This is a genomic window from Methylobacterium sp. E-041, from assembly GCF_022829665.1.
Classification (GTDB): domain Bacteria; phylum Pseudomonadota; class Alphaproteobacteria; order Rhizobiales; family Beijerinckiaceae; genus Methylobacterium.
Map to the genome: position 1 here is coordinate 22306 of NZ_JAKSYQ010000069.1, position 26111 is coordinate 48416.

Below are 26111 nucleotides of genomic sequence, written 5' to 3' on the forward strand. Positions count from 1 at the left end.
CTTATGGCAGCGCGGCCGCCTCACCACAAATGCCGATGCGCTCAGGCGACCGGGTCGGCGGGGCCGGTCGGCGTCGGCATGCCGGGCGTGGTCACGGGGACCTCGGCCGGGGTGATGCCGGGCGCCTCGCTCGGGGTTTCGCCGGGGATCTCCGGGCCGGGCGCAGGGCTCGGCACGGTCGGCGGGTCGTAGGGCGTGTCGGGGGCCGGCGTCGGGTTCGTCGGCACCTCGGGGATCGCGCCGGGATCGGCCATGGGAAACGCTCCTCGCTGGGGTCGCGGCGCGTCTTGGCGCGCGCCGCGTGACGAGCGTGAACGGCGCGGTCGCGCCGGGTGTTCCGGTGTTACTTCTTGGTCAGCAGCAGGTTGCCTTCCTTGCCGACCATTTTCTTCACCTTGTCGGCGAACAGCGCGAGCAGCAGCGGCAGGTGGCACTCGACGCGCACGCTCTCCTGGCCGACGTCGATCTGGCCGTTCATGTTCTGCTTCATCGCCGAGATCGCGAAGTCGAGCCGGTCGCCGTTCCAGGCGAGGTTCTCGATGGTGACGCCGCTCTTGGCGAGCAAGGCGCGCCCCTGCTCGACGCCGGTCTCGATGCGGCGGCGCGCCTCGTCGCGGCCGAGGTCGTGCGGGATGTCGACGATGAGGGGTTTTGCCATGGCTTTTCGCGCTGCGTCTCCGGTTCAGGCCCGGAGATGGGGCCGGCCGGGGTGCGGGGCAACGCCGGCCGGCCTGCCCATCAGTTCACGACGTGCAGCGAGACGTAGGTGGTGCCGCCCATGCCGAGCGCCCGGGCCGAGCCGCGGGACAGATCGATGATGCGGCCATGGACGAACGGGCCGCGATCGTTGATCCGCACCACGACCGACCGGCCGGTGCGCCGGTTCTCGACGCGGACGCGGGTGCCGAAGGGCAGGCTGCGGTGGGCGGCAGTCATCCCGTTCGGGTTGAAGCGCTCGCCGCTCGCGGTGCGATGGCCGCTGCCGTACCAGGATGCGCCTCCGCTCTGGGCGGCGGCCGGCAAGGAGGCGGCGACGAGCGACAGGGCGGTTCCGAGGGTGACGGCGGCGTTTCTGGCGACGGGTCGGAAATGCATGCTTCGGTCCTTGGCTGTTGACGAGGGCGGCGCCAATCGAGACCGAACGGGGCTGAAATGAGACCCCCACATTTTGGGCAGCCGGATCACATTCCGGCCGAATTTCGAAGATGTCGCCCGCATTCGCCGCTACAAGCAACGCGCAAGCATTGAAGACTTGTCTTTTTCTCGGTGCGAATGCCCGATTACGCTGTGGTATAGTCTTCATGCCCCCGCACAGGGACGCAGGAAGAACCGCCGTCGAGGTCCGAGACGTGCGCTCAGCGAAACCCTGCTGCCCACCCTGCGACTGAGCTTGGCCGTAGCGTGGGGCCGGGCCGGGCTCGTGGGCGCGGCGCCGCGGGCGCCTGCCTGCACCGCCGGGTCGTTCCGGTTCCCGACCGTAGGGGCGCACGACCCGGTCGCCGCGTGGCGGTTGGAGCGATCCATCCGAAGATGCGAGCGCGGAACGCGACAATCGCCGCATCGGGTGCGGTCGATGCGGTCCCGGCAAGGCAAATCGCCGTGATGGGAATGGTTAAGGCGACGTGAACGCGACAGGCCGCGACGATCCAGAAAGAGATCGAAAGCAACGCCAGCCCCAAACCGGGACAGGAAGTTCCACAAATCGGAAACGCGACCTTTACCTTAACGGGGCCATGGTCTGCCGGTCAGTCGCGTAACCGGTGTTTGCCATGGCTTCCCCGCGTACCGTGGTTGCCGACGCCGCCGCCCGGAAACATGTCTCGCGTACCGGGCGCGCTTTGTCGGCACCACGGATGGGTCTCGTACCCGCCGTCCAGCGCCTTCCCCTCGACGAGATCCTCGTCGGCGACTGCATCGCGGCGATGAACCGCCTGCCGGCGTCGTCGGTCGACTGCGTCTTCGCCGACCCGCCCTACAATCTCCAGCTCGGCGACGCCTCGCTGATGCGGCCGGACCAGAGCCGGGTCGACGCCGTCGACGACGACTGGGACAAGTTCGCGAGCTTCGCCAGCTACGACAGCTTCACCCGCGACTGGCTCACCGCCTGCCGCCGGGTGATGAAGCCGAACGCCACGCTGTGGGTGATCGGGTCGTACCACAACATCTTCCGCGTCGGCAGCGTGCTGCAGGATCTTGGTTTCTGGATCCTCAACGACATCGTCTGGCGCAAGGCCAACCCGATGCCGAACTTCCGCGGCAAGCGCTTCACCAACGCGCACGAGACCCTGATCTGGGCCTCCCGCTCGGCCGAATCGAAGGGCTACACCTTCCATTACGACGCGCTGAAGGGCGGCAACGAAGACCTTCAGATGCGCTCGGACTGGTTCATCCCGCTCTGCACCGGCGACGAGCGCCTGAAGGGCGCCGACGGCAGCAAGGTCCACCCGACCCAGAAGCCGGAGGCGCTGCTCGCCCGCACGCTGCTCTCGGCGACCAATCCCGGCGACGTGGTGCTTGACCCGTTCTTCGGCACCGGCACCACCGGCGCGGTGGCCAAGCTGCTCGGGCGCCGCTTCATCGGCTGCGAGCGCGAGGCGGTCTACGCCGACGCCGCGCGCCGGCGCATCGACGCGGTGGTGCCGCTGTCGCGGGCCGCGCTCCTCGTCGCGCCGACCAAGCGCGCCGAGCCGCGGGTGCCGTTCCTCGGCGTGGTCGAGGCCGGCCATCTCAAGGCCGGCGACGTGCTCACCGACGAGCGCCGCCGCTTCAGGGCGACGGTGCGGCCGGACGGCCAGATCGACGTCGGCGTCGCCATCGGCTCGATCCACAAGGTCGGCGCCCTGGTCCAGGGCCTGCCCGCCTGCAACGGCTGGACGTTCTGGCACTCCGAGCGCGCCGGCAAGCTGGTGGTGATCGACACCTACCGCGCGAAGCTCCGCGCGGTGATGGGGGCGGCGGGCTAGAACCGAGCCCCCTCCCCCCCGACGGATCGCGGGCTTGCCCGAGATCCGCATCTCGTGTGCCCAAGTCGGGCAGGCCCGACTTGGGTGCGGCGGAGGGAATGCGTGCGCGCCGTCAGCGTTTCCGCATCGCCTTCCGCGCCGGCTTGCGGGGGGGCGGCACAACCTCAGGTTCTCCCTCGAACATCTCGTCCGTCGGCGGCGGCGGCTCGACGATGCGCGGCGTCGGCTTCGGCACCGGGCGGAAGCGCGGCGGGTCCGCGACCGTCTCGGGCGCTTCCCAGACTGCCAGCATCGGCATCGGCGGCGGATCGCGCTTCGGCCGGCCGCGGGGCTTCGCCTCGGATTCCGGCTTCGGATCGAAGGCGTGGGCCAGCACCTTCCTCATCACGCCGGGCAGCGGCTCCGCGTCGAGGTCGCGCCGCGGCGTGAAGCGCATCCCGGCCGGCGCCTGCGTCGACAGCGCGACGCGGGCGAGAAACACGGTCAGCTCCAGCGGGAAATGCGTGAAGCCGTGCCGCACCTGCCCCGGCAGCCGTTTCCAGCGCGCGTCGAGGGGCGCGTCGAGGAGCGCGCCTGCGGGGTCGTAGTCCGGTGCCCATGCGCTCATCGGCGGCTCGGCCATGCTGCCGAGCAGGCCTTCCGGCGGCCGGGTGCGCAGCAGGACGGCCTCGTCGCCGGAGCGGACGACGACGAAGGCCGCGCCGCGCCGCAGGGAGCCCTTCACGGCCTTGAGCTTGCGCGGGTAAGTCTCCGGGTTGCCGGCAGCGCGGGCGCGGCAGGGCGCCATCCACGGGCAGAGCGCGCAGGCCGGGCGCTTCGGCGTGCAGATGGTGGCGCCAAGATCCATCACGGCCTGCGCGAAATCGCCGGGCCGGTCGAGCGGCACCAGCCCTTGCGTCACGCGCCGGATCTCGGGCCGGGCGCCGGGCAGCGGCGCCTCGATCGCGTAGAGCCGCGTCATCACCCGCTCGACGTTGCCGTCGACCGCCGCTTCCGGGCGGTCGAAGGCGATCGCCGCGACCGCGCCGGCCGTGTAGGCGCCGATGCCGGGGAGCTTGCGCAGCCCGTCGAGGGTGTCGGGGAAGCGCCCGGCCGCGGCCACCGCCTTGGCGCAGGCGTGGAGGTTGCGCGCCCGGGAATAGTAGCCGAGCCCGGCCCAGGCCGACATCACCGCCTCCTCCGGCGCCGCGGCCAGGGCGTCGACGTCGGGGAAGCGGGCGAGGAAGGTCGCGAAGTAGGGCTTCACCGCCGCGATCGTGGTCTGCTGCAGCATCACCTCGGATAGCCAGACCCGGTAGGGATCGGGCCGCTCGCCGGGCAGCGCCCGCCACGGCAGCACGCGGCGGTGCCGGTCGTACCAGACCAGCAGATCGGCGGCCTTCGGAAAGGGTTCGGACGCGGACATCGCCGGCAGGCATAGCGGCCCGGGCTCTCCGCCGAAAGCGCTCCCTTTGCCGCCGGCCTTGCGCTATCCTCGCGCCCGCAACCGGCGGGATGTCCCAAGAACATGGCGCGCGTCAAACCGCTGGCGGAACTGATCGAGGGCTGCATCGGCCCGGCCTTCGCGGCGCAGGGCTTCGCCTCGACCGACATCCTCGCCGCCTGGCCTGACATCGTCGGCGAGCGCCTGGCACGATTCTGCCGGCCCTCGAAGCTCGAATGGCCCAAGCGCAAGCGCCGGACGGACGACGCGCCCGATTCGGGGACGCTGGTGGTGCGGGTCGAGGGCGTGTTCGCGATCGAGCTGCAGCACCTCGCGCCGGTGGTGATCCAGCGCATCAACGCCCATTACGGCTGGGCCTGCGTCGGCCGGATCGTGCTGCAGCAGGACCGGGTCGGCCGCAGCGCCCGGCGCCCGCCGGAGGCGACCGTCGACCCGGGCCGGCGCGGCGAGATCGCGCAGGCGGTCTCGACGATCGAGCACGACGGCCTGCGCGACGCCCTCGACCGGCTCGGGCTCGCCGTCGTCGCGACGTCGGCGAAGCGCTAGGCGCCTTGCCACGATGCGCCCGCGCCGTTACCGCACTCTCAACAAGACGACAGGACGGAACGCGGAGGCAGCCACGGCCATGATCACCCGGCGCGACGCTTTGAAAGCCACGGGCCTCGCCATCGGCGCCGCCCTCATCCTCCCCAAGCTGTCGATGGCCGCGCTCGCCGAGAGCGTGCCGGTCGACGGCCTGATGCAGCCGGGCCCGCTCGGCGACGTCTGGCTCGGGCCGAAGGACGCGAAGGTGACGATCATCGAGTACGCCTCGATGACCTGCTCGCACTGCGCCGCCTTCCACAAGATGACCTATCCGACGCTCAAGGAGCGCTACATCGACACCGGCAAGGTCCGGTTCACCCTGCGCGAGTTTCCGCTCGATCCGCTCGCCACCGCCGCCTTCATGCTGGCGCGCTGCGACGGCGAGGCGAAGTACTACCCGATCACCGACCTGCTGTTCGACCAGCAGCCGGCCTGGGCCTTCACCCCGAAGCCGGTCGACGCCCTGGAGCAGATGCTCAAGCAGGCCGGGTTCTCGAAGGAGAAGTTCGAGGCCTGCCTCAAGGACCAGAAGCTCTACGCCGCGGTCAACGGCGTGAAGCAGCGCGGTCTCGAGACGTTCAAGGTCGATTCGACGCCGACCTTCTTCATCAACGGCGAGCGCTACACCGGCGAGATGACGGTCGACGGAATCGAGAAGATCATCAAGCCGATCCTCGGTGCGTGAGGGTTCCGGGCGGGTCTCGCGCGACGCTGCGCATGCGCACGGCCCCGAGCGGGATTTTCTCAACGGCTGGAATGCCTTAAGCTCGACCTTTCGAGCCTTGACACCCCGGGGCGCCGAAACTAAGGTGCGCCGCGCTCGAAGGAGGCAATCCGCCCGGTTCCGTTCCTCTCGCCGATGTGAGTTCTCGCCGTGAGCGGCAACGACGCAAGGGACGAGGGAGAGACCGGACGGCCCACGCCGCCCGACAGCGAACTCTCAGCGAGGCTCCGACGCCTCGAGACGCAGATCGAACGGAAGCGGCCCCCGGCCCCTCCCGCTCATTCGTCGCGTTCGGGTTCGTCCGGAAGTCCGTCCTCCCTCGGGCAGGCCATGACGCTCTCCACGGAGTTCGTCGCCGGCGTGATCGCGGGAGGGGTGCTCGGCTGGATCTTCGATCGGATGCTCGGGACGAAACCCTGGGGTCTGATCGTACTTCTGATGCTGGGCTTCGTCGCTGGCGTCTTCAACGTGATGCGGGCATCCGGCTTCGCCGGCGCCCGTTCCGGACGGGACACCCCGCGGGATCCGTGAGGGCGACCGGTGTTTTGTGACCATCGATCCGGTTCGGCCATGCGGGCCGCCGGCAACGAGACGTGAGGGCGGAAGACGGCATGGCGGCCAGCATCGACCCGGGGCACTCCGTCGCCTTGCGACCGGATCCGATCCATCAGTTCGAGCTCAAGTCGATCCTGCCCTTCGGGCATCTCGGCCATCAGGAACTCGCGTTCACCCAGTCGGCGCTCTACATGTTCGCCGCCGTCGGCGTCATCGCGCTCCTGACGATCGTCGCCACCTCGAGCCGCTCGGTCGTGCCGGGCCGGATGCAGTCGCTGGCCGAGATCTTCTACGAGTTCATCGCCGACACCCTGCACCAAGCCACCGGCGACGGCGGCAAGCGCTTCATGCCGCTGGTGTTCTCGCTCTTCATGTTCGTGCTGATCCTGAATCTGTTCGGCATGATCCCCTACGCCTTCGCAGTGACCAGCCACCTCGTCATCACCTTCGGCCTCGCCGCCCTGGTGATCTCGGTCGTGGTGATCTACGGCGTGATGAAGCACGGCGCGCACTTCTTCGGCCTGTTCGTGCCGCAGGGCGTGCCCAAGCCGCTGCTGGCCCTCCTCGTGCCGATCGAGGTGATCTCGTTCATCTCGCGGCCGATCAGCCTGTCGGTGCGTCTGTTCGCGAACGTGCTCGCCGGTCACATCGCGATGAAGATCTTCGCGTTCTTCGTCGTCGGGCTGCTTTCCGCAGGCGCATGGAGCGTGCTATCGCCCCTCCCGCTGTTCCTGACGATCGCGCTGACGGCTCTCGAATTCCTCGTTGCGGCGCTTCAGGCATACGTCTTCGCGACGCTGACGGCGATCTACCTCAACGACGCGCTTCACCCCGGCCACTGAACAGGCCGGCTCCACCCGCGGCAAACGACGCACTCTCAAGACACTTCAGGAGTTTTCTATGGATCCCGTCGCTGCGAAGTACATCGGCGCCGGCCTCGCCTGCCTCGGCATGGCCGGCGCGGGCATCGGCCTCGGCAACCTGTTCGGCCAGTTCCTGGCAGGCGCCCTTCGCAACCCCTCGGCCGCCGACGGCCAGCGCGCCACGCTGCTTCTCGGCTTCGCGCTGACGGAAGCGCTCGGCATCTTCTCGCTGCTGATCGCCCTGCTCCTGCTGTTCGCCGTCTGATCGACGCCGACACCGCCGCCGCGCCGTTCGAGGTCGCGGCGGCCGATCACCAGTGAGCGCTCCGCCCCTCGCGCGAGCGCTCCATCGTCTTTCAAGGTCATACGGACGGGGCCATGGCGCAGCCGAATTCCCTCACCACACCGCCCGCCGGTTCCGACGTCCACATGGTCCCGGCCGGTGCCGCGGAGCCGGCGCACGCCGCCGCGTTCCCGCCCTTCGAGACCCACACCTTCCTGGCGCAGCTGATCTGGCTCGCCCTCGCCTTCGGCCTGCTCTACTGGCTGATGGCCAACATCGCGCTCCCGCGCATCCAGGGCATTCTCCACGACCGCTCCGCGCGCCTCGCCGCCGACCTCGACCAGGCGCAGGCGATGAAGACGGAAGCCGACGCCGCCGGCGAGGCCTACGCCAAGTCGCTGCGCGACGCGCAGGGCAAGGCCCGCGAGATCGCGCAGGGCACCCGCACCGAGCTCGCCGCCGCCGCCGAGACCAAGCGCAAGGCGCTCGAGGCCGAGCTCAACCAGAAGATCGCAGCCTCCGAGGCGACGATCCAGAGCCGGACGCAGGAAGCCATGGGCAACGTCCGCGCCATCGCCAGCGAGACCGCCTCCGCGATCGTCGAGCGGCTGACGGGCCAGGCGCCGGACCAGGCCAGCCTCGACCGCGCCCTCGATTCCACCGCGACCGCGCACTGAGACGGAAGAACCGACCATGTTGATGACAGCGGAATTCTGGGTCGCGGTCGCCTTCCTCGTCTTCATGGCGATCGTCTGGAAGGTCGGCGGCTTCGGGATCATGACCAAGGGCCTCGACGGTCGCGCCGTCCGTGTGCGCCACGAGCTCGACGAGGCCAAGCGCCTGCGCGAGGAGGCGGCCGCCGTGCTGGCCGACTACAAGCGCCGCCGCGCGGAAGCGGAGCGCGAGGCCGAGACCATCATCGCGAGCGCCCGCGACGAGGCCGAGCGTGCCGCCGCCGAGGGCCGCCAGCGCCTCGACGACTTCATCGCCCGCCGCACCAAGTCGGCCGAGACCAAGATCGCCCAGGCCGAGGCCAAGGCCCAGGCCGAGGTCCGTGCCGCAGCGGCCGACGCCGCGGTGAAGGTCTCCGAGACGATCCTGCGCGAGCGCATGCAGGGCGAGGCCGCCCAGGCGCTGGTGCGTTCGAGCCTCGGCGAGATCCGCACCCGCATGCGGGCCTGACCCTTTCGGGCAGGACCGACCGATCAAGCCGCCTCCGGGCGGCTTTTTCGTGCGCGTGCCTTCGCCCGCCCCGCTCACGTGCCGGAGACCGAAGCGGTCCAGCGCCGATGATGGCGCTGGTGCCCTCTTCCGCCCGGCGACTGCGTCGCTCTATTTCGCAAGAATGTCGGGGAAGGCGTGCGCCTCCCCTCCCCCCTCTGCGGGGGGAAAGGCACGGTGGGCGACGCTGCCGAAAGATGGATCCGTCCCACGAAACGGAAGTGACGCGGATCGCCGCTCGCTCGATGTCGCCGCCTCGAGAATCAGAGCTGCAGGAGGTGCCATTCGACACCGCGCGCGTCGGCCGCCCGGTGGTCGGCCTGCTGCTCAACCGACAGATGCTATAGGGCACACCGTCCTCGCCGTGCCGGGCGGGCCATCCTCCGCGGACTGCGATGTCGCCGATCATCTCCATCGACAATCTGTCGAAGACCTACGCCTCGGGCCTGTCGGCGCTGAAGACCGTGAACCTCGCGATCGCGCGCGGCGAGATCTTCGCTCTGCTCGGGCCGAACGGCGCCGGCAAGTCGACCCTGATCAACATCGTCTGCGGCATCGTCACGCCGAGCACCGGCACCGTGACGGTCGACGGGCACGACATCGCCTCGGGCTATCGCGGGGCGCGCAAGGCGATCGGGCTGGTGCCGCAGGAACTCACCACCGACGCGTTCGAGAGCGTGTGGAACACGGTGAGCTTCACCCGCGGCCTGTTCGGCCTGAAGAAGGATCCCGGCCATATCGAGCGGGTGCTGCGCGACCTCTCCCTGTGGGAGAAGCGCGATTCGCGGCTGATGACCCTGTCGGGCGGCATGAAGCGCCGGGTTCTCATCGCCAAGGCGCTGTCGCACGAGCCCAAGGTCCTGTTCCTCGACGAGCCCTCGGCGGGCGTCGACGTGGAGCTGCGCCAGGACATGTGGCGCATGGTGCGGCGCCTGCGCGAGCAGGGCGTCACCGTGATCCTGACCACGCACTATATCGAGGAGGCCGAGGAGATGGCCGACCGGATCGGCGTGATCCGCAAGGGCGAGATCATCCTCGTGGAGGAGAAGGCCGAGCTGATGCGCAAGCTCGGGCGCAAGCAGCTCACACTCCAGTTGCTGGCCCCCCTCGCCGCGCTGCCGGCGGATCTCGCCGACCGCGGCCTCGAGCTCGGCCCCGGCGGGCAGGAGCTGGTCTACACCTACGATGCCAAGGGCGAGCGCACCGGCATCACCGGCCTGCTCACCGATCTCGGCGCGGCCGGCATCCGGTTCAGCGACCTGCGCACCAGCCAGTCGTCGCTCGAGGACATCTTCGTCGATCTCGTCAGGGAACGCGCATGACCGCGGCCGCCGCGAGGTCCGAACCATCCATCCCCCGGCTGCCGGCAGGCGCGAACGCGCGTCGGGGCCCGGGGCGTCGGCATCGAGAGGCAAACCGATGAACTGGCCGGCCATCCGCGCGATCTACCGGTTCGAGATGAGCCGCTTCTGGCGCACGGCGATGCAGAGCATCCTGGCGCCGGTGATCTCCACCTCGCTCTACTTCGTGGTGTTCGGCGCGGCGATCGGCTCGCGGATGAGCACCGTGGACGGCGTGCCCTACGGCCTGTTCATCGTGCCGGGACTGGTGATGCTCGCGCTGCTGACCCAGAGCATCGCCAACGCCTCGTTCGGCATCTACTTCCCGCGCTTCGCCGGCACGATCTACGAGATCCTCTCGGCGCCGATCTCGCCGGTCGAGGTGGTGCTCGGCTATGTCGGGGCGGCGGCCTCGAAGTCGATCCTGATCGGGTTGATCATCCTCGCGACCGCCGCGCTGTTCGTGCCGCTGCACATCGAGCACCCGGTGTGGATGATGGCCTTCCTGGTGCTGACGGCGGTGACGTTCAGCCTGTTCGGCTTCGTCATCGGCCTGTGGGCCGACGGCTTCGAGAAGCTGCAGCTGGTGCCGCTCCTCGTCGTGACGCCGCTGACCTTCCTCGGCGGCAGCTTCTACGCGATCGAGATGCTGCCGCCGTTCTGGCGCACCGTCAGCCTGGCGAACCCGGTGGTCTACCTGATCAGCGGGTTTCGCTGGGCCTTCTTCGGCACGGCCGACGTCGCCATCGGCATCAGCCTGGCGATGACCGGCCTGTTCCTGGCGGTCTGCCTCGGACTGGTCGCCTGGATCTTCCGCACCGGCTACCGCCTCAAGAGCTGAGCCGTCGCCCCGGCTGCCTGGAGCCGTTCGAAAACGCATAAAGACATCTTTATGTCTTGATTGCTTCGTATCCGGCGCTCTGCTAGATGCCTCGGCGAGAGGCAACCCGCGACACGGAGCGAAGCGAAATGGCCCAGGATTACATCGTCAAGGACATCGGCCTGGCCGAGTACGGCCGCAAGGAGATCTCGATCGCCGAGACCGAGATGCCGGGCCTGATGGCCACCCGCGAGGAATACGGCCCGTCGCAGCCGCTCAAGGGCGCGAAGATCGCCGGCTCGCTGCACATGACGATCCAGACCGCGGTGCTGATCGAGACGCTCAAGGCTCTCGGCGCCGACATCCGCTGGGTCTCGTGCAACATCTACTCGACCCAGGACCACGCAGCCGCCGCGATCGCCGCCGCCGGCATCCCGGTCTTCGCCATCAAGGGCGAGACCCTAGAGGAGTACTGGGACTACACCTCGAAGCTGTTCGACTGGCATGGCGGCGGAACGCCGAACATGATCCTCGACGACGGCGGCGACGCCACCATGTTCGTCCACCTGGGCCTGCGCGCCGAGAACGGCGACACCGCCTTCCTCGACAAGCCCGAGTCGGAGGAGGAGGAGATCTTCTTCGCGCTCCTGAAGAAGAAGCTCGCCGAGAAGCCGAAGGGCTGGTTCGCCGGTCTCGCCGACGCGATCAAGGGCGTCTCGGAGGAAACCACCACCGGCGTCCACCGCCTCTACAACCTCGCCAAGGAGGGCAAGCTGCTCTTCCCGGCGATCAACGTGAACGACGCGGTCACCAAGTCGAAGTTCGACAACCTCTACGGTTGCCGCGAGTCGCTGGTGGACGGCATCCGCCGCGGCACCGACGTGATGATGGCCGGCAAGGTCGCGATGGTCGCCGGCTTCGGCGACGTCGGCAAGGGTTCGGCCTCTTCGCTGCGCCATGCCGGCTGCCGCGTGCTGGTCTCGGAGGTCGATCCGATCTGCGCGCTCCAGGCCGCGATGGAAGGCTATGAGGTCGTGACGATGGAAGACGCGGCGCCCCGCGCCGACATCTTCGTCACCGCCACCGGCAACAAGGACATCATCACCCTCGACCACATGCGGGCGATGAAGGACCGGGCGATCGTCTGCAACATCGGCCACTTCGACAACGAGATCCAGGTCGCAGGCCTGAAGAACCTCAAGTGGTCGAACATCAAGCCGCAGGTCGACGAGATCACCTTCGCCGACGGCCACCGCATCATCCTGCTGTCGGAAGGCCGCCTGGTGAACCTCGGCAACGCCACCGGCCACCCGTCCTTCGTGATGTCGGCCTCGTTCACCAACCAGACGCTGGCCCAGATCGAGCTCTGGACCAACCCGGGCAAGTACGAGAAGCAGGTCTACACCCTGCCGAAGGCGCTCGACGAGAAGGTCGCGCTGCTCCACCTCGAGAAGATCGGCGTGAAGCTCTCGAAGCTCCGCCCCGACCAGGCCGCCTATATCGGCGTTTCCGAGAACGGCCCGTTCAAGCCCGACCACTACCGCTACTGAGACCCTCGGCGCGGGGACGCGCCGGGCAGGACCGATGCGAGACAGGAGGGCCCGGCGGTTGCGCCGGGCCCTCTTCGTTTGTCAAGGCACCACCGCCCGGCCGGACTGTGTCTTCTGTGTGTCGTTCGCACGCGACCTGCCGACCCACGGTTACGGCCAAGCTAATTCCGCTTCCGGCGCAAATCCCCGACGCGTTAGACTGCCCCCGGTTCGGCAGGTCGTCAGGTCGTCGCGTCTCCCCTCCCCCCGAAACGGGGCGCGGGGAACTGGCGCCGCATGCGCCACGCATTCGTTCGCGTCGGTCCGACCGGCGGTTTTGGGAGACGGGACGGATCATGGAGGTCGATCGGGCGGCACGGCGCATCGCCGGGGCCGGCGCTCTCTTCGCCGCCGCGACCGGCCTCCCGGCTCCGTCCCTCGCGGCGGGCGCCGACTTTCCGGCCTGGGGATTCGGCTCGCACATGCACAACGTGGCGGCCGCCGCGATCTTCGGCGGCCTCGTCGCCTTCGCCACCATCGTCGCCCTGCTCTACCTGAGCGAGCGCTCGCGCTGGATCCGGCGCGAGCGCGAGCAGGCCGCGGCCCTCGACGCGCTCAGCGGCGCCCACGACCGCGCCGAGATGCTGCTCGCCGCCGAGCGCCAGATCATCGTGACCTGGGACGGGCGCAGCGAGCCGGTGGTCGAGGGCGACGTCGGGCTGGCCTTCGACGGCACGCGCCCCGCGATCGGCTCCGCCCGCCGCATCCTCGCCTTCGGCACGTGGCTGGTGCCGACCGACGCCGAGGCGATCGAGACCGCGGTCGAGGCCCTGCGCATCCGGGGCACGAGCTTCCGCACCACCCTGCGCAGCCAGTCCGGCCGCAGCATCGAGGCGCAGGGCCAGGCGGTGGCCGGGCGCGTCCTGCTGCGCCTGCGCGAGACCACGGAGGATCGCCGCCAGATCTCGGAGCTGCGCGAGACCCTCGAGGATGCCCGCCGCGGCCTGTCGGCGCTGGCCGGCCTGCTCGACGCGATCCCGCAGCCGGTCTGGCGGCGCAACCGCGAGGGCGGCCTCGCCTGGGTCAACACCGCCTACGTCGCCGCGGTCGAGGCGGCGAACCGCGAATCCGCGATCCAGGCCGGGATCGAGCTGCTCGACCGCCCGGCCCGCGAGATGATCGCCCGCGAGGACGGCCAGCGCCGCCCCGCCGGCCAGCGCGCCGCGTTGCGCCTGTCGGCGGTGGTGGCCGGCGGCCGCCGCATCCTCGACGTCACCGAGACCGCCCTGGAGGGCGGGCGGGTCGGGATCGCGGTCGACGTCTCCGAGCTCGAGAGCGTCCGCGCCGACCTGCAGCGCCAGATGGATGCGAACGTGCGCACCCTCGACCAGCTGCCGACCGCGGTGGCGATGTTCGATGCCGGGCAGCGCCTGATCTTCCACAACGCCGCCTACCGCCAGCTCTGGGAGCTCGACCAGGGCTTCCTCGACGGGCGCCCGCTCGACGGCGAGATCCTCGACCATCTCCGCGCCCAGCGGAAGCTGGAGGAGCATGCCGACTTCCGCAGCTGGAAGCAGGGCGTGCTCGCGGCCTACCGCTCGGCCGAGGCGAACCCCGCCTGGTGGTACCTGCCCGACGGCCGCACGCTGCGCGTGCTGGCCGAGCCGAACCCGCAGGGCGGCCTCACCTACCTGTTCGACGACGTCTCGGACCGGATGAAGCTCGAATCCCGCTACAACGCGCTGATGCGGGTGCAGGCCGAGACGCTGGACACCCTCAAGGAGCCCGTGGCGGTCTTCGGCGCCGACGGCCGCCTGACCTTCGCCAACCGCGCCTTCGCCACCGCTTGGCGCCTCGACCCCGAGACGCTGGAGGCGCGTCCGCACGTCGAGGCGGTGATCGAGGCGTGCCGCGTGCTGGCGCCGGCCGACGAGCCCTGGCTCGACATCCGCGACGCAGTGGTCGGGCTCGAGTCCCGCACCGGCCTCGCCTGCAAGCTCGAGATGGTCGACGGCACCGTGCTCGACTGCGCCGCCCAGCCCCTGCCCGAGGGCGCGACGCTGATCACCCTGATCGACGTGACCGCGAGCGTGAACGTCGAGCGGGCGCTGACCGAGAAGAACGACGCGCTGGAGAAGGCGGCGCAGCTGCGCGACACCTTCGTCCACCACGTCTCCTACGAGCTGCGCTCGCCGCTGACCAACATCATCGGCTTCACCCAGCTGCTCGGCGACGAGACGGTCGGCGCCCTCAACGCGCGCCAGCGCGAGTATTCCGAGCACATCATGCGCTCGTCGGGGGCGCTGCTGGTGATCATCAACGACATCCTCGACCTCGCCTCGATCGATGCCGGCTCGCTCGAACTTCAGCGCGAGACCGTCAACGTCCAGGCGACCGTCGAGGCGGCCCTGCTCGGCATCGAGGACCGCCTCGCGGAATCCGATCTGAACCTCGTCCTCGACGTGCCCGACGACATCGGCAGCGTGTTCGTCGACGGCAAGCGCGTGCGCCAGATCCTGTTCAACCTGATGTCGAACGCGGTCGGCTTCTCCAGCGCCGGCCAGAGCATCACCGTTCGGGCGCGGCGGAATGCGGGCGACCTCGTGCTCAGCGTGCGCGACCAGGGCCGCGGCATGCCGCCGGAGATCGCCGCCCACGTGTTCGACCGCTTCGAGAGCCACACGCTGGGCACCCGCCACCGCGGCGTCGGCCTCGGCCTGTCGATCGTGCGCTCCTTCGTCGAGCTGCACGGCGGCCGGGTGTCGCTCGATTCGCGGCCCGGGGCCGGCACCTGCGTCAGCTGCAGCTTCCCGATCGTCGCGCCGACGATGCCGTCGGCGCGCGACTCCGAGGCGGCCGAGTAGGCCGCTTTCCGTCAGCCGAGGGCCCGCGCCGCCTCGGCCACCGCCTGGACGCGGCCGTCCACCGTCCGCGAGGCTTCCGCGATCCCGTCCATGTTCAGCCGGACGCGCTGGACGCTCTCGGCCGCGTTCTGCATGTTGACCGACATGTCGCGCGTCACCGCCGCCTGCTGCGTCACCGCGGAGGAGACGCTGAGCGAGATGTGGCTGACCTGCCCGATCGTCTGCCCGACCAGCTCGATCGCCCGCACCGCCTCCGCGGTCGCCTCCTGGACCGCCGTGACCTGCTTGCCGATCTCCTCGGTCGCGCGCGAGGATTGCGTCGCCAGCGCCTTGACCTCGGCGGCGACGACGGCGAACCCGCGGCCGGCCTGCCCGGCGCGCGCGGCCTCGATCGTCGCGTTGAGCGCCAGCAGGTTGGTCTGGTCGGCGATAGTGCGGATCGTGGTGATCACGCTGCCGATCCGCTCGGCCGAGGCGGTGAGCCCGGAGATGATGGTGCGCGCCTCGTCGGAGCGGCCGACCGCCTCGTCGGAGGCCGTCTTGGCGTCGATCGCGTGCCGCGTCAGCTCCTCGATCGAGGTCGAGAACTCCTCGGCGCCGGCGGCGACCGCCTGGACGTTGCCGGAGGTCTCGGCGGCCGCGCGCGCGGTCTCCGTCGACTGCCGGCTCACCCCCGACATCTCCTGCATGATGTGGCCGAGGTCGACCTCGATCAGGCGCTGGCCTTCGGCGCGGCGGCGGCGCTCGTGCACCTGGGCGGTCACGTCGGTGGCGAACTTCACGACCGCGAAGGGGCGGCCGTCGCGATCGAGGATCGGGTTGTAGGCGCCGTGGATCCAGACCTCGTTGCCGCCCTTGCCCATCCGGCGGAACTCGCCCGCCTGGAAGGTGCCTCCGGCCAGCGCCTTCCAGAACGCGGCGTAGGCCGGGGAATCGGCCTCGGCCGCGTCGACGAAGATCCGATGGTGGCGGCCTTTGATCTCGTCGAGCCGGTAGCCCATCGTCGTGAGGAAGTTCGCGTTCGCGTCGGTGACGGTCCCGTCGAGGGTGAAGTGGATCACGGCCTGGGAGCGGTTGATCGCGTCGATCTGGCCCTGGCTGGTCGCGGCGGCCATGGTCTCGGCGGTGATGTCGGTGGCGAGCTTCACGATCTGCACCGGCTGGCCCCGCCGATCGAGCACGGGATTGTAGGATGCCTGCAGCCAGATCTCGCGACCGTACTTCGCCACGCGCTTGAACGAGCGGGCCTGGGTCTCGCCGCGGGCCAGGGCTTCCCAGAAGGCGCGGTAGGCCGCGCTCTCGCGCTCGCTGCGCTCCATCAAGATCCCGTGATGCGCGCCTCGGATCTCGGAAAGCGTATACCCGAACAGGGTCAGGAAGTTCGCGTTCGCATCGATGATCCGCCCGTCGAGGCCGAAAACGATCCGCGCCTGAGACCGATCGATCGCATCGATCAGGGCGCTCATCTTCTGGTTGAACATCGTCATCGTCAGTACCCCGCGGCGCGCGACATGACTTTTAGCTTGGCAGGCGAGGCTTAAAATTTGATCCACCGCGACTTTTAGCAGGACACGACTTCGCGCTCGCGGCGCCCAATGACGAACTTCGGGACGCATCGAGGTCGTCGAGCACGCTGCGGTCTTTCTTGTCGGCAACACCTTCCGGTTGTTTCAGGCTGCAAGCTCAGCCGGAATATCGGAATCGGGCGTTCCGAACGCATCCGACCGAGCGCGCGGCGCCGGCGAACGCCCTGCGCTCGGTCCGGCCGCAGCTTGACCGGGCCTCGTTCGGCCGCCACGACGCTGGCGATGCCCGAGCACGCGCAATCCGGCTGGACCGTCTTCCGCAACGGCGATTTCCGCCTGTTCGGGATCTCCCGTTTCCTGACCGGTCTCGCCTACCAGATGCAGGCCGTGGCCGTCGGCTGGTTCGTCTACGACCTGACCCGCTCGGCCTGGGCGCTCGGGCTCGTCGGCCTGGCGGGCTTCCTGCCGGCGATGCTCGCTGCGCTGATCACCGGGCACGTCGCCGACACCTACGACCGCCGCCTCGTGGCGGCGGCGGCCTTCGCGGTGCAGGCGGCGACGAGCGCGGCGCTTCTCGCCTATGCTTGGAGCGGCGCGAGCGCGGTGTGGCCGGTCTACGGGCTCGTCGTGCTGATCGGGACGGCCCGCGCCTTCGCCAACCCCGCCCTGCAGGCGCTGCTGCCGACGCTGGTGCCGCGCGACCTCTTCGGCGCCGCGATCGCCTGGAACGCCTCGCTCTGGCAGAGCGCGTCGGTGCTCGGGCCGGCTTTCGGGGGCTTCCTCTACGCGCTCGGGCCGATGGTCGTGTTCGGATCGGCGTCGGCCAGCTTCGCGCTGGCGGCGCTCGCGACCACGGCGATCCGCTATCGGCCGGCGGCGGTCACGGAGCGGCCGCCGGTGACCTGGGCGACGCTGTCGGCCGGGATCGGCTACATCCGCGCGCACCCGGTGGTGCTCGGCGCGATCAGCCTCGACCTGTTCGCGGTGCTGCTCGGGGGCGCCACCGCCCTGCTGCCGATCTTCGCCGCCGAAGTGCTGCATGTCGGCCCGCTCGGCCTCGGCGCGCTGCGCAGCATGCCGGCCGCCGGCGCCGTGCTGACGGCGATCGTGCTCGCCTACCGGCCGCTGCGGCGCCATGCGGGCGTGCGGATGCTGCGCGCCGTGGCGGTGTTCGGCCTCGCCATCATCGTGTTCGGGCTCTCGACCTCGCTGCCGCTGTCGATGGCCTGCCTGTTCATCACGGGCGCGGCCGACATGATCAGCGTCTACGTCCGCCAGACCTTCGTGCAGGGCGAGACGCCGGACGCGATGCGCGGCCGGGTCTCGGCCGTGAACACCGTCTTCATCGGCGCCTCGAACGAGCTCGGCGAGTTCGAGTCCGGCTCGGTCGCGGCACTCATCGGCGCGGTGCCGGCGGTGGTCGTCGGCGGCGCCGCGACGGTGCTCGTCTCGGTGCTGTGGGGCCGGATCTTCCCGGCCCTGCGGGCCCGCGACCGCCTGCTGCGCGAGGGGTGAGGCCGGCGACCGACGGCAAACGGCCAAGCTAACCCATTCCGGCCAGGATGCGCTGCTCTACGGACGGCCGCCCGGCTGGTCCGGGTTCGTGGAGGAAGAAGATTTTGCTCGTCCGTACCGTCGTTGCGTTCGCCCTCACCACCACCGCCGCGCTCGCCGCGCCGAACGCGTCGGCCGTGCCCGACCGCGCCGCGCTGAAGCAGAACTGCACCGGCGACTACCTCGCCCTGTGCAGCGAGTTCGCCCCGGACAGCCCCGAGGTGCATGCCTGCTTCAAGCAGAACCGCGCCAGCCTGTCGCCGAACTGCCAGGCCGCGATCGGCAGCTACACGAAAGCGCAGAAGCGGGGCTGAGGCGGACCCGTCGTGCGGCCGTCGACGGATCGGGGTCCTGGAACGGACGACGCCCGTCACGTCGCGTCCTCGACGCTGCCGCGCGACCGATTATCCCTTCTGCATGCGTTCAGGCGCCGCGAAGGGATGATGGCAGGTTGATCAGGCATTCGGCCGTCGATCGAGCCCGTCGGACGGTGATCTGCGAACCGGTCGACCTCGCCTAGCGAGCGCCGCCGCTGACTTCCGATCCGGTCCCGTCGCGGCGGGATGCCGGCCAGGCCGAACGCGCCGCGCTGCGCGATCGCGCAGGGGCGCTTGCCCGGGACGCCCTCGCGACGGAGGGTCGGGGCGATGCGGTCGAGCCCGCCCGGTAGGTGGCCCCGGGGCCGAGGCCTACTTCCCCGAGAGCAGCGGCGACCAGGTCGGGTCCGAGGCGTAGGACGGCGTCGGGACCGGCGCCTCCACCTTGCCGGTGATGTCGACCATGTAGAGCTTGCCGCCGCCCTGGCCGCCGGGGTCGCGGAAGAACAGCACGTACTGCCCGTTCGGCGCGAAGGTCGGGCCCTCGTTGTGAAAGCCCTCGGTGAGCACGCGCTCGCCCGAGCCGTCGGGCTTCATCACGCAGATCGCGAAGCCGCCCTTGCGCTGGCGGGTGAAGGCGATCAGGTCCCCGCGCGGCGACCAGGCCGGCTGCGAGGCCGAGCCTTCGCCGAACGAGATCCGATGCGGGTTCGAGCCGTCGGCGCCCATCACGTAGACCTGCTGCGAGCCGCCGCGGTCGGATTCGAACACGATCTGGCTGCCGTCCGGCGAGTAGGTCGGCGAGGTGTCGATCGCGTTGCCGTTGGTGATCGAATGCTGCGCCTTCGAGGCGATGTCCATGGTGACGATGTCGGCGTTGCCGCCCTGCTGCACGCTCATCACGAGGCGGCGGCCGTCGGGTGAGAAGCGCGGGCTCGCGCTCATCGAGTCGAAGTTGCCCATCGCCGTCCGGCTACCGGTCTCGAGGTTGATCACCTGCACCCGCGGCTGGTGGCCGGTGGCCTGGGCCATGAAGGCGATGTCCTGCGTCGCGGGCGAGTAGCGCGGCGCGACGATGGCGTTCTCGCCGGTGGTGAGCGCGCGGACGTTGGCGCCGTCCTGGTCCATCACCATCAGGCGCTTGCGGCGGTTCTCCTTCGGGCCGGACTCGTCGACGAAGGCGATGCGGCTGTCGAACCACGGACCGAGGCCGGTGATCTTGGTGTAGACGCTGTCCGAGATCAGGTGGCCGGCGCGGCGCGCGTTGGCCGCGTCAGTGCCGTATTGCTGGCCGGTGATCTGCTGGCCGGAGGTAACGTCCCACAGGCGGAACTCGACCTTCAGCCGGCCGGAGCCGTCGCGCGAGACGCGGCCGGTAACGAGGCCCTGCACGCCCGCGGCGCGCCACTTCTCGAAGCCGGGGGCGGCATCGAAGTTCGGCGATTCCGGGAAGCGGCCCTTCTCCAGCGGCAGGAAGTAGCCCGAGCGGCGCAGATCGTTCGTCACCACGCTCGAGACGAGGCCGCCGAGGTTCGGGTCGCCCGAGAAGTCGGTCACCGCGATCGGCATCGGCTGGAACGCGCCGCCGCCGATGCGGAGCTGAAGCTGGGCCTGCGCCGGCGCGGCGAGGCCGAGCGTCGCCAGCAGCAGCAGCACGAGGCCATAGAGGGCGGCGGGCACGTGCCGGGCCCGGGTGAGCGATCGATGCAGCATGGGTCTGGTCCGGGAGCGTTGGAACGGGTGCCGGCGAGGTCCTGGCGTCAGGTCGTCAAGGCGGCGTCGGCGGTCAGGTCGCGGTGAACTCGAACTCCGCGTTGATCGCCTTCCAGTCGTTGTAATAGGGCTGGTACTGCGCCGGGATCTTGTAGGGCGCGCAGCGGCGCACCGCACGCAACGCCGCCTGCGCGATCGACTGGTCGACCGAGCTCGATCCGCCGCGCATGATCCGCGGCTCGGTCGAGAGCGAGCCGTCGGCGTTCAGGCGGATGTCGAGCACCGGCAGCACCACCCCCTGGGCGGCGCCCGGAGGCGCCGAGTAGCAGCGCTCGATCTGCTGCTGCAGCATGCCAACGAGCGCGTCGCGCAGCGACGGCGACAGGCGCTGGGCGGTGCCGGTGGCGGCGCCGAGCGAGGCCGTGCGCTGGACCTCGTGGCCGGTGGCGCCGGTCGATTGCGACGGCGCCTTCGAGGCCAGGATCGACTTGATGTCGCCGGCATTGAACTTGGCGGCCAGCTCGGCCTGCTTGCGCGCCTTCGCCTCGGCGTCGGCCTTGGCCTTCGCGTCGGCGACCGCCTTTGCCTTCGCCTTGGCGGCGGCCTCGGCCTTCGCCGCGGCGGCGGCCTCCGCCTTCTCCTTGGCCTCCTCGGCCTTCGCCTCGGCGATCTCCTTCTGGCGCTCGGCCTCGGCTTCCGCCTTCGCCTTGGCTTCGGCCTTGGCGGCCGCCGCCTTCTCGGCGGCCTTCGCGGCTTCCTTGGCCGCGTCCGCCTTGGCCTTCGCTTCGGCCTTCGCCTTGGCTTCCGCGGCCGCCGCCTCGGCCTCCTCGCGCTCGACCAGCTTGGCGAGCTGCTCGCGCTTCACGGCTTCGGCCTTGGCGGCCTCGGCGGCGGCCTTCGCTTCGGCCTTCGCGGCGGCGGCCTTCTCCGCGGCCGCGGCCTTGGCCGCTTCCGCCTTGGCCTCGGCCTTGGCGGCTTCGGCCTTCTCGGCGTCCGCCTTCTCCTTGACCATCTTGGCGGCCTTCGCCGTCTCGGCGGCGGGATCGGGCTCGTTGACGCGCAGCGGCATCTCGTCGGCGTTGGCGAACTTCATGTCGCTGGTGCGCGTCGGCGCGGTCGGAGAATCCACCTTGGCGTTCTCCGGCTCCTTCTCCTCGAACTTCTCGGCCTTCTTGTCGGCCCGCGGCTTGGCGTCCGACAGCGGCTTCTCGGCGTTGCGCTCGCCCTTGGTCAGCTCCGAGAACTGGTTCTCGGTGATCACCTCGACGGGCACGCCCTCCTGCGCCTCGGGAAGCGCGGGCGCGGCGACGCTGAACAGGGCGAAGACCAGCAGCCCGACATGGGTGCCGGCCGAGACCCAGAAGCCCGGTTCGCTGCGGAAGGAGGGAAGCCTCACAGGTCTGCTACCGCTGCTCGGGCTCGGTGACGAGCGCCACCTTCTTGAAGCCGCCGCCGGTGACGATCGCCATCACCTGGGCGACGCGGCCGTAATCGACCCGCTTGTCGCCGCGCACGAAGACGCGCTCCTCGAAGCCGGACTTGGCCTCCTGGGTCAGCTTCGGGATGATGGTGTCGTCGGTCAGCTCGTCCTCGCCGAGGAAGACCTGTCCCGACTGGCGGATCGACAGCGTCACCGGCTTGGTGTCCGAGTTCAGCGGCGAGGCCTTGGATTGCGGCAGGTCGAGGGGCACGCCCACCGTCATCATGGGGGCCGCCACCATGAAGATGATCAGCAGCACCAGCACGACGTCAATGAACGGCGTCATGTTGATCTCGTTGATCGGGCCGCCGCCGCGGCGTCCCCGCCGCCGCCGCTTGCCGCCGCCCTGCGCGCCCGCCGCCATGCTCATGTGTCGATTCCTTCGCGGATTTCGGTCAGGCGGCGAGCGACAGGCGCTCGTCGATCTGGCGCGACAGGATGGCGGAGAACTCGTCGGCGAAGCCTTCCAGGCGCGACTGCTGCTTGGCGACCGTGGCCTGGAGCTTGTTGTAGGCGAGCACGGCGGGGATCGCCGCGAACAGGCCGATGGCGGTGGCGAACAGCGCCTCGGCGATGCCCGGCGCCACGACGGCGAGCGAGGTGTTCTTCGAGGCCGCGATCGAGGTGAAGGCGGTCATGATGCCCCAGACCGTGCCGAACAGGCCGATATAGGGGCCGGCCGAGCCGATCGAGGCGAGGAACAGCAACCGGCCCTCGAGGCGCTCGACCTCGCGCTGGATGGTCACGTCCAGCACCTTGTCGATGCGCTGCGACAGCGACTGGATCTGCCGGCCGGTGCCCTCGAACGAGCGCTTCCACTCGCGCATGGCGGCGACGAACAGCGCGGCGAGGCCGGTGGCCGGGCGGTCGTTGAACGACCGATACAGCTCCTCGAGGGACCGGCCGGACCAGAACGCGTCCTCGAACGCATCCATCTCGTCCTTGGTGCGCCGGAACAGCAGCGTCTTGTCGACGATGATCGCCCAGCACCAGATCGAGGAGCCGAGCAGCCCGATCATCACGAACTTGACGACGATGTGGGCCTGGAGGAACAGCCCGAGCAGCGTCATGTCGGCGACGGGCGCGGCCTGCATCGCATCTGCGGGGTTCATGGGCTTTGGTCCTCGGACGTCTCGACGGCGGCGGCGCGACGACCCGGCGGGCCAGCGCGCTCCATCCGAAATCATCGAGCGAATTCAAAGGGAATCGCGTTCGAATCTGTCGAAAGTAAGGGCCGGGTGCGGTGCACGCGGGGCGTCGCTTTCCCACCGCATAAGCGGGCGGGTTGGTTAAGGAAGGGTTGCCGGGGCCAGAGCGCGGCGCAGGGCGTCGGGCAGCCGGATCGCTCGGCCCGCGCGGACGCAGGCGACCACCACCTCGGCACGGACGAGGACCACGCCGTCCCGGCAGACCTCCTGGTGCAGGTGCATCGAGGCGCCGCGCAATTCGCGCGTGCTGGTGACGATGGAGAGCACGTCGTCCATCCGCGCCGGCTTCAGGTAGTCGATCTCCATGCGGCGCACGACGAAGACGAGGCCGTCCGCCTCCCGGTGCAGATCGGACTGGTCGCCCGCGAGCCCGCGCAGCAGCTCGGTGCGCCCGCGCTCCATGAAGCGCAGGTAGCTCGCGTGGTAGACGAAGCCCGAGAAGTCGGTGTCCTCGTAGTAGACGCGCACCGGCAGCGCGTGGGCATCGATCGATGACGTCACGGGTTCGATGTCCTTCTGCTGCCGCAGGGCGGTGCTGGACGGTGGCAAGGGCCGACGTCCCGTCGGGCACGGATCGGACGAGGGTCCGTCCCCACCCTCCCGTCATCGCGGGGCCGCGCGGCTCCGGGATGACGGGCAGACATGGCGACGGCATGGCGGGCGGAGGGAGAGGACGAGGCCCTCGCGAACGCGAAAGGGCCGCCCCTCCCAGGGCGGCCCTTCCGTCAGTGAATCCGTTTCGACGATGCCGAAGCGGGATCAGCCGCCGATGCGGTTGGCGAGCGAGGCCGAGTGGCCATGCTCGTTGGCGATGTAGGGCAGCGCCTCGTTTGCGAACTGGCGGCCGGCGGCGTTGTCGCCGTTGCGCGAGTAGGTCTCGTACAGCTCGAGGGTGCGGGCGTCCGAGCGGGCCTGCTGATCGATATAGGTGCGGTCGAAGTCACGGCCGTTGCGGGCCGACTTCAGGCGCTCGATCCGGTTCTGGCCGTTCGGGCCGATCGCGACGCGGCGGCCGGGCTCGGTCGGGCTGTTGTCGATGATGCCGACGCCGCCGAGGACGCCGCCGACGATGCTGGTGCCGAGGTTGGCGGCGATGGTCACCGGGGCGAGCACGAGGCCCACCGGGTTGTCGATGCGGGTGTCGAAGCCCTGGCGATCCGAGACGACGGTGCCGCCGGAGGACAGCGACGTGCCCTCGGGCAGAAGCGCCTTGGTAGTGGCCTCACGCTCGGTGATCACGCGGTTGGCGTAGTTCCGGACCTGCGGGTTGCGCGAACGCTCCAGGGCGATGCGGCTCGACTCGATGCTCACGGCATCCGAGCGAAGGGCCTCGGCGCGGAACTCGGGAGTGTCGGTGCCGGCGGCGCCGACGCCGCGCTCGAACGGCGAGACGCGGATGGGAAGGGCGTCCTGGGCGAAGGCGGGGGCGGTCAGCGTGGCGAGCGAGAGACCGAGAACGGCGAGGGTGGCGGTACGCTTCATAGGAGAACGATCCTTTGTGGTTCGCCGGTGCGTCGAGGCCCCGGGCGATTGCGGGCACAACGGGTCGGATCGCCGCTCGTTCCGCACGTGCGAACTACGTAGCCACGCTTCCGGCACATGCTGAGCCGAGGAACCGAGCCATCGCGGCGTTGTGAAGCGGTACGCGGAACATCGATTTTCTGATTAGTCGCAATGCCTTGCTTGGTTTATGGCGGTGGCATGTGACAAGTTTCCGAACCGCGTCCTATGCCGACATGGCATAGCTGAACCGGTGGAACGGCATGCGTCGACGGCGTTGCGCCTCGGCGGAACTCGATGAAACGCGACTTCGTGTCCCGTCCTCGGACGGTCGCTTCGGCAATGCGACGGCACGGACTAGGTCTCGGGCTCGTCCTCGACGAAGAGACCGATCTGCGTGATCGGGTCGCGCTTGGGCATGGCGAACCCCATGTGCTTGAAGGCATGCTGCGTCAGCACCCGCCCGCGCGGCGTGCGCATCACGAAACCCTGCTGGATCAGGTAGGGCTCGATGATGTCCTCGATCGCGTCGCGTGGCTCCGACAGCGCGGCCGCGATGGTCTCGATCCCGACGGGGCCGCCGCCGAAGGATTTCGCGATCATCGTCAGGTACTTTCGGTCCATCACGTCGAGGCCGACGGGATCGACGTCGAGCAGCTTCAGCGCCCGGTCGGCGATCGCCCGCGTCACGGTCGGCGCCTCGGCGACGACGGCGAAGTCGCGCACCCGCCGCAGTAGGCGGCCGGCGATGCGCGGGGTCCCGCGGGCCCGCCGGGCGATCTCGTTGGCGCCGTCGTCGGACATGCCGAGCCCGAGCACCCGCGCGCCGCGGCTGACGATGAGCTGCAGCTCGTCGATGTCGTAGAATTCGAGCCGGATCGGGATGCCGAAGCGATCGCGCAGCGGCGTCGTCAGCAGGCCCGCGCGGGTGGTGGCGCCGACGAGCGTGAACTTCGGCAGCTCGATCTTGACCGAGCGCGCCGCCGGCCCCTCGCCGATGATCAGGTCGAGCTGGTAATCCTCCATCGCCGGATAGAGGATCTCCTCCACCGCCGGGTTGAGGCGGTGGATCTCGTCGATGAAGAGCACGTCGCGCTCTTCGAGGTTGGTGAGCTGGGCCGCCAGATCCCCGGCCTTGGCGATCACCGGCCCGGAGGTCGAGCGGAAGTTCACGCCGAGCTCGCGCGCCACGATCTGCGCCAGGGTGGTCTTGCCGAGGCCAGGCGGCCCGACGAAAAGGACGTGGTCGAGCGCCTGGCCGGTCATCTTCGCCGCCTGGATGAAGATCTCCATGTTGGCGCGCGCCGCCCGCTGCCCGATGAACTCGGACAGGCTAAGCGGACGGATGGTCTGATCGACGTCGTCGGCCCGCTTCTCCGGGTCGAGGATCGCGCTGGTCAGGGGTTTCGGCTTGCTCATGGAGCCTCGGCTGGGGATGCGATCCTCCTAACCCGCGCCCGCGGCGATGTCTAAGCGCGCCTTGCCGCCGTCGGATCGTCCGGCCAAGCCCGAAAAACAACCCTCGATTGTTTTTTCTTCGGCATGGTTGAGGTCGCGTTAATCGTTTCCCGGCCTCCTGGCCCCTGTCTTCACCGCCGCCCCGTGCCGTCGTTCCCGGCACC

General features: G+C 69.8%; 26 protein-coding genes. 14 read left to right on the top strand and 12 right to left on the bottom strand.

Annotation, left to right across the window (positions count from 1 at the left end):
• Positions 1-41 precede the first annotated feature (41 nt).
• From MKK70_RS06275 to MKK70_RS06285, 3 genes are all read right to left on the bottom strand, one after another.
• Entirely contained in the window at positions 42-254 is a 213-nt protein-coding gene (locus tag MKK70_RS06275) for a hypothetical protein (RefSeq protein ID WP_147729106.1), read from the bottom strand.
• Between the two features lie 89 nt (positions 255-343).
• Entirely contained in the window at positions 344-658 is a 315-nt protein-coding gene (locus MKK70_RS06280; RefSeq protein WP_243946404.1) for a polyhydroxyalkanoic acid system family protein, read from the bottom strand.
• An 80-nt stretch (positions 659-738) separates the two neighbouring features.
• Positions 739-1095 carry a septal ring lytic transglycosylase RlpA family protein gene (locus MKK70_RS06285; protein WP_243933022.1) on the bottom strand — a complete coding sequence of 119 codons (357 nt, stop codon included), beginning with the start codon at positions 1093-1095 and terminating at the stop codon, positions 739-741.
• A 674-nt stretch (positions 1096-1769) separates the two neighbouring features.
• Here MKK70_RS06285 and MKK70_RS06290 point away from each other — a divergent pair.
• A complete protein-coding gene (locus MKK70_RS06290; protein WP_279603548.1) occupies positions 1770-2963 on the top strand; it encodes a site-specific DNA-methyltransferase in 1194 nt (397 codons plus the stop codon).
• 112 nt (positions 2964-3075) lie between these two features.
• Here MKK70_RS06290 and mutY read toward each other — a convergent pair whose 3' ends face one another.
• Positions 3076-4368: an A/G-specific adenine glycosylase gene (gene mutY, locus MKK70_RS06295; protein WP_243946406.1), complete on the bottom strand. Its 1293-nt coding sequence runs from the start codon at positions 4366-4368 to the stop codon at positions 3076-3078.
• A gap of 102 nt (positions 4369-4470) precedes the next feature.
• On the opposite strand from mutY, the gene MKK70_RS06300 reads away from it, so the two are divergent.
• From MKK70_RS06300 to MKK70_RS06350, 11 genes are all read left to right on the top strand, one after another.
• The gene (locus MKK70_RS06300) at positions 4471-4953 is read left to right on the top strand and encodes a DUF721 domain-containing protein (protein WP_243933027.1); all 483 of its coding nucleotides are present in this window, start codon (positions 4471-4473) and stop codon (positions 4951-4953) included.
• 79 nt (positions 4954-5032) lie between these two features.
• Positions 5033-5677 carry a DsbA family protein gene (locus MKK70_RS06305; protein ID WP_147727168.1) on the top strand — a complete coding sequence of 215 codons (645 nt, stop codon included), beginning with the start codon at positions 5033-5035 and terminating at the stop codon, positions 5675-5677.
• A 189-nt stretch (positions 5678-5866) separates the two neighbouring features.
• A complete protein-coding gene (locus tag MKK70_RS06310; protein WP_147727169.1) occupies positions 5867-6247 on the top strand; it encodes an AtpZ/AtpI family protein in 381 nt (126 codons plus the stop codon).
• Positions 6248-6327: 80 nt separating this feature from the next.
• On the top strand, positions 6328-7113 hold the full coding sequence (locus tag MKK70_RS06315; protein WP_147727170.1) for a F0F1 ATP synthase subunit A: 786 nt from the start codon (positions 6328-6330) through the stop codon (positions 7111-7113).
• Between the two features lie 58 nt (positions 7114-7171).
• Positions 7172-7399: a F0F1 ATP synthase subunit C gene (locus MKK70_RS06320; protein ID WP_007566773.1), complete on the top strand. Its 228-nt coding sequence runs from the start codon at positions 7172-7174 to the stop codon at positions 7397-7399.
• 113 nt (positions 7400-7512) lie between these two features.
• A complete protein-coding gene (locus tag MKK70_RS06325) occupies positions 7513-8094 on the top strand; it encodes a F0F1 ATP synthase subunit B' (RefSeq protein WP_147727171.1) in 582 nt (193 codons plus the stop codon).
• Between the two features lie 19 nt (positions 8095-8113).
• Complete coding sequence (locus MKK70_RS06330; RefSeq protein WP_187274714.1) at positions 8114-8599, top strand: ATP F0F1 synthase subunit B; 486 nt, start codon at positions 8114-8116, stop codon at positions 8597-8599.
• A 434-nt stretch (positions 8600-9033) separates the two neighbouring features.
• Entirely contained in the window at positions 9034-9960 is a 927-nt protein-coding gene (locus MKK70_RS06335; RefSeq protein WP_147727173.1) for an ABC transporter ATP-binding protein, read from the top strand.
• A gap of 97 nt (positions 9961-10057) precedes the next feature.
• Positions 10058-10819 carry an ABC transporter permease gene (locus MKK70_RS06340; RefSeq protein WP_147727174.1) on the top strand — a complete coding sequence of 254 codons (762 nt, stop codon included), beginning with the start codon at positions 10058-10060 and terminating at the stop codon, positions 10817-10819.
• A gap of 128 nt (positions 10820-10947) precedes the next feature.
• Positions 10948-12348: an adenosylhomocysteinase gene (ahcY, locus tag MKK70_RS06345; RefSeq protein ID WP_147727175.1), complete on the top strand. Its 1401-nt coding sequence runs from the start codon at positions 10948-10950 to the stop codon at positions 12346-12348.
• A 335-nt stretch (positions 12349-12683) separates the two neighbouring features.
• The gene (locus tag MKK70_RS06350; RefSeq protein WP_243946407.1) at positions 12684-15191 is read left to right on the top strand and encodes a PAS domain-containing sensor histidine kinase; all 2508 of its coding nucleotides are present in this window, start codon (positions 12684-12686) and stop codon (positions 15189-15191) included.
• An 11-nt stretch (positions 15192-15202) separates the two neighbouring features.
• Here MKK70_RS06350 and MKK70_RS06355 read toward each other — a convergent pair whose 3' ends face one another.
• Positions 15203-16678, bottom strand: coding sequence for a PAS domain S-box protein (locus MKK70_RS06355; protein WP_243946408.1), 1476 nt, complete (start codon positions 16676-16678; stop codon positions 15203-15205).
• Between the two features lie 321 nt (positions 16679-16999).
• Here MKK70_RS06355 and MKK70_RS06360 point away from each other — a divergent pair, with 321 nt between their 5' ends.
• Together MKK70_RS06360 and MKK70_RS06365 are read left to right on the top strand one after the other, a co-directional pair.
• Positions 17000-18232: an MFS transporter gene (locus tag MKK70_RS06360; protein WP_243946409.1), complete on the top strand. Its 1233-nt coding sequence runs from the start codon at positions 17000-17002 to the stop codon at positions 18230-18232.
• 104 nt (positions 18233-18336) lie between these two features.
• The gene (locus MKK70_RS06365; protein ID WP_147726879.1) at positions 18337-18585 is read left to right on the top strand and encodes a hypothetical protein; all 249 of its coding nucleotides are present in this window, start codon (positions 18337-18339) and stop codon (positions 18583-18585) included.
• 375 nt (positions 18586-18960) lie between these two features.
• Here MKK70_RS06365 and tolB read toward each other — a convergent pair whose 3' ends face one another.
• From tolB to ruvB, 7 genes are all read right to left on the bottom strand, one after another.
• Positions 18961-20301 carry a Tol-Pal system beta propeller repeat protein TolB gene (tolB, locus tag MKK70_RS06370; RefSeq protein WP_243946410.1) on the bottom strand — a complete coding sequence of 447 codons (1341 nt, stop codon included), beginning with the start codon at positions 20299-20301 and terminating at the stop codon, positions 18961-18963.
• A gap of 73 nt (positions 20302-20374) precedes the next feature.
• Complete coding sequence (gene tolA / locus MKK70_RS06375) at positions 20375-21697, bottom strand: cell envelope integrity protein TolA (protein ID WP_243946411.1); 1323 nt, start codon at positions 21695-21697, stop codon at positions 20375-20377.
• 7 nt (positions 21698-21704) lie between these two features.
• Complete coding sequence (locus tag MKK70_RS06380; protein WP_187274707.1) at positions 21705-22151, bottom strand: ExbD/TolR family protein; 447 nt, start codon at positions 22149-22151, stop codon at positions 21705-21707.
• 25 nt (positions 22152-22176) lie between these two features.
• Positions 22177-22893, bottom strand: a complete 717-nt coding sequence (gene tolQ, locus MKK70_RS06385; protein ID WP_147726885.1) for a protein TolQ — start codon at positions 22891-22893, stop codon at positions 22177-22179.
• 177 nt (positions 22894-23070) lie between these two features.
• Entirely contained in the window at positions 23071-23490 is a 420-nt protein-coding gene (gene ybgC, locus MKK70_RS06390; protein WP_405043694.1) for a tol-pal system-associated acyl-CoA thioesterase, read from the bottom strand.
• A 258-nt stretch (positions 23491-23748) separates the two neighbouring features.
• Positions 23749-24471: a DUF4142 domain-containing protein gene (locus tag MKK70_RS06395; RefSeq protein WP_243946413.1), complete on the bottom strand. Its 723-nt coding sequence runs from the start codon at positions 24469-24471 to the stop codon at positions 23749-23751.
• Between the two features lie 375 nt (positions 24472-24846).
• Positions 24847-25908: a Holliday junction branch migration DNA helicase RuvB gene (ruvB, locus tag MKK70_RS06400; RefSeq protein ID WP_147843182.1), complete on the bottom strand. Its 1062-nt coding sequence runs from the start codon at positions 25906-25908 to the stop codon at positions 24847-24849.
• Positions 25909-26111: the final 203 nt, after the last annotated feature.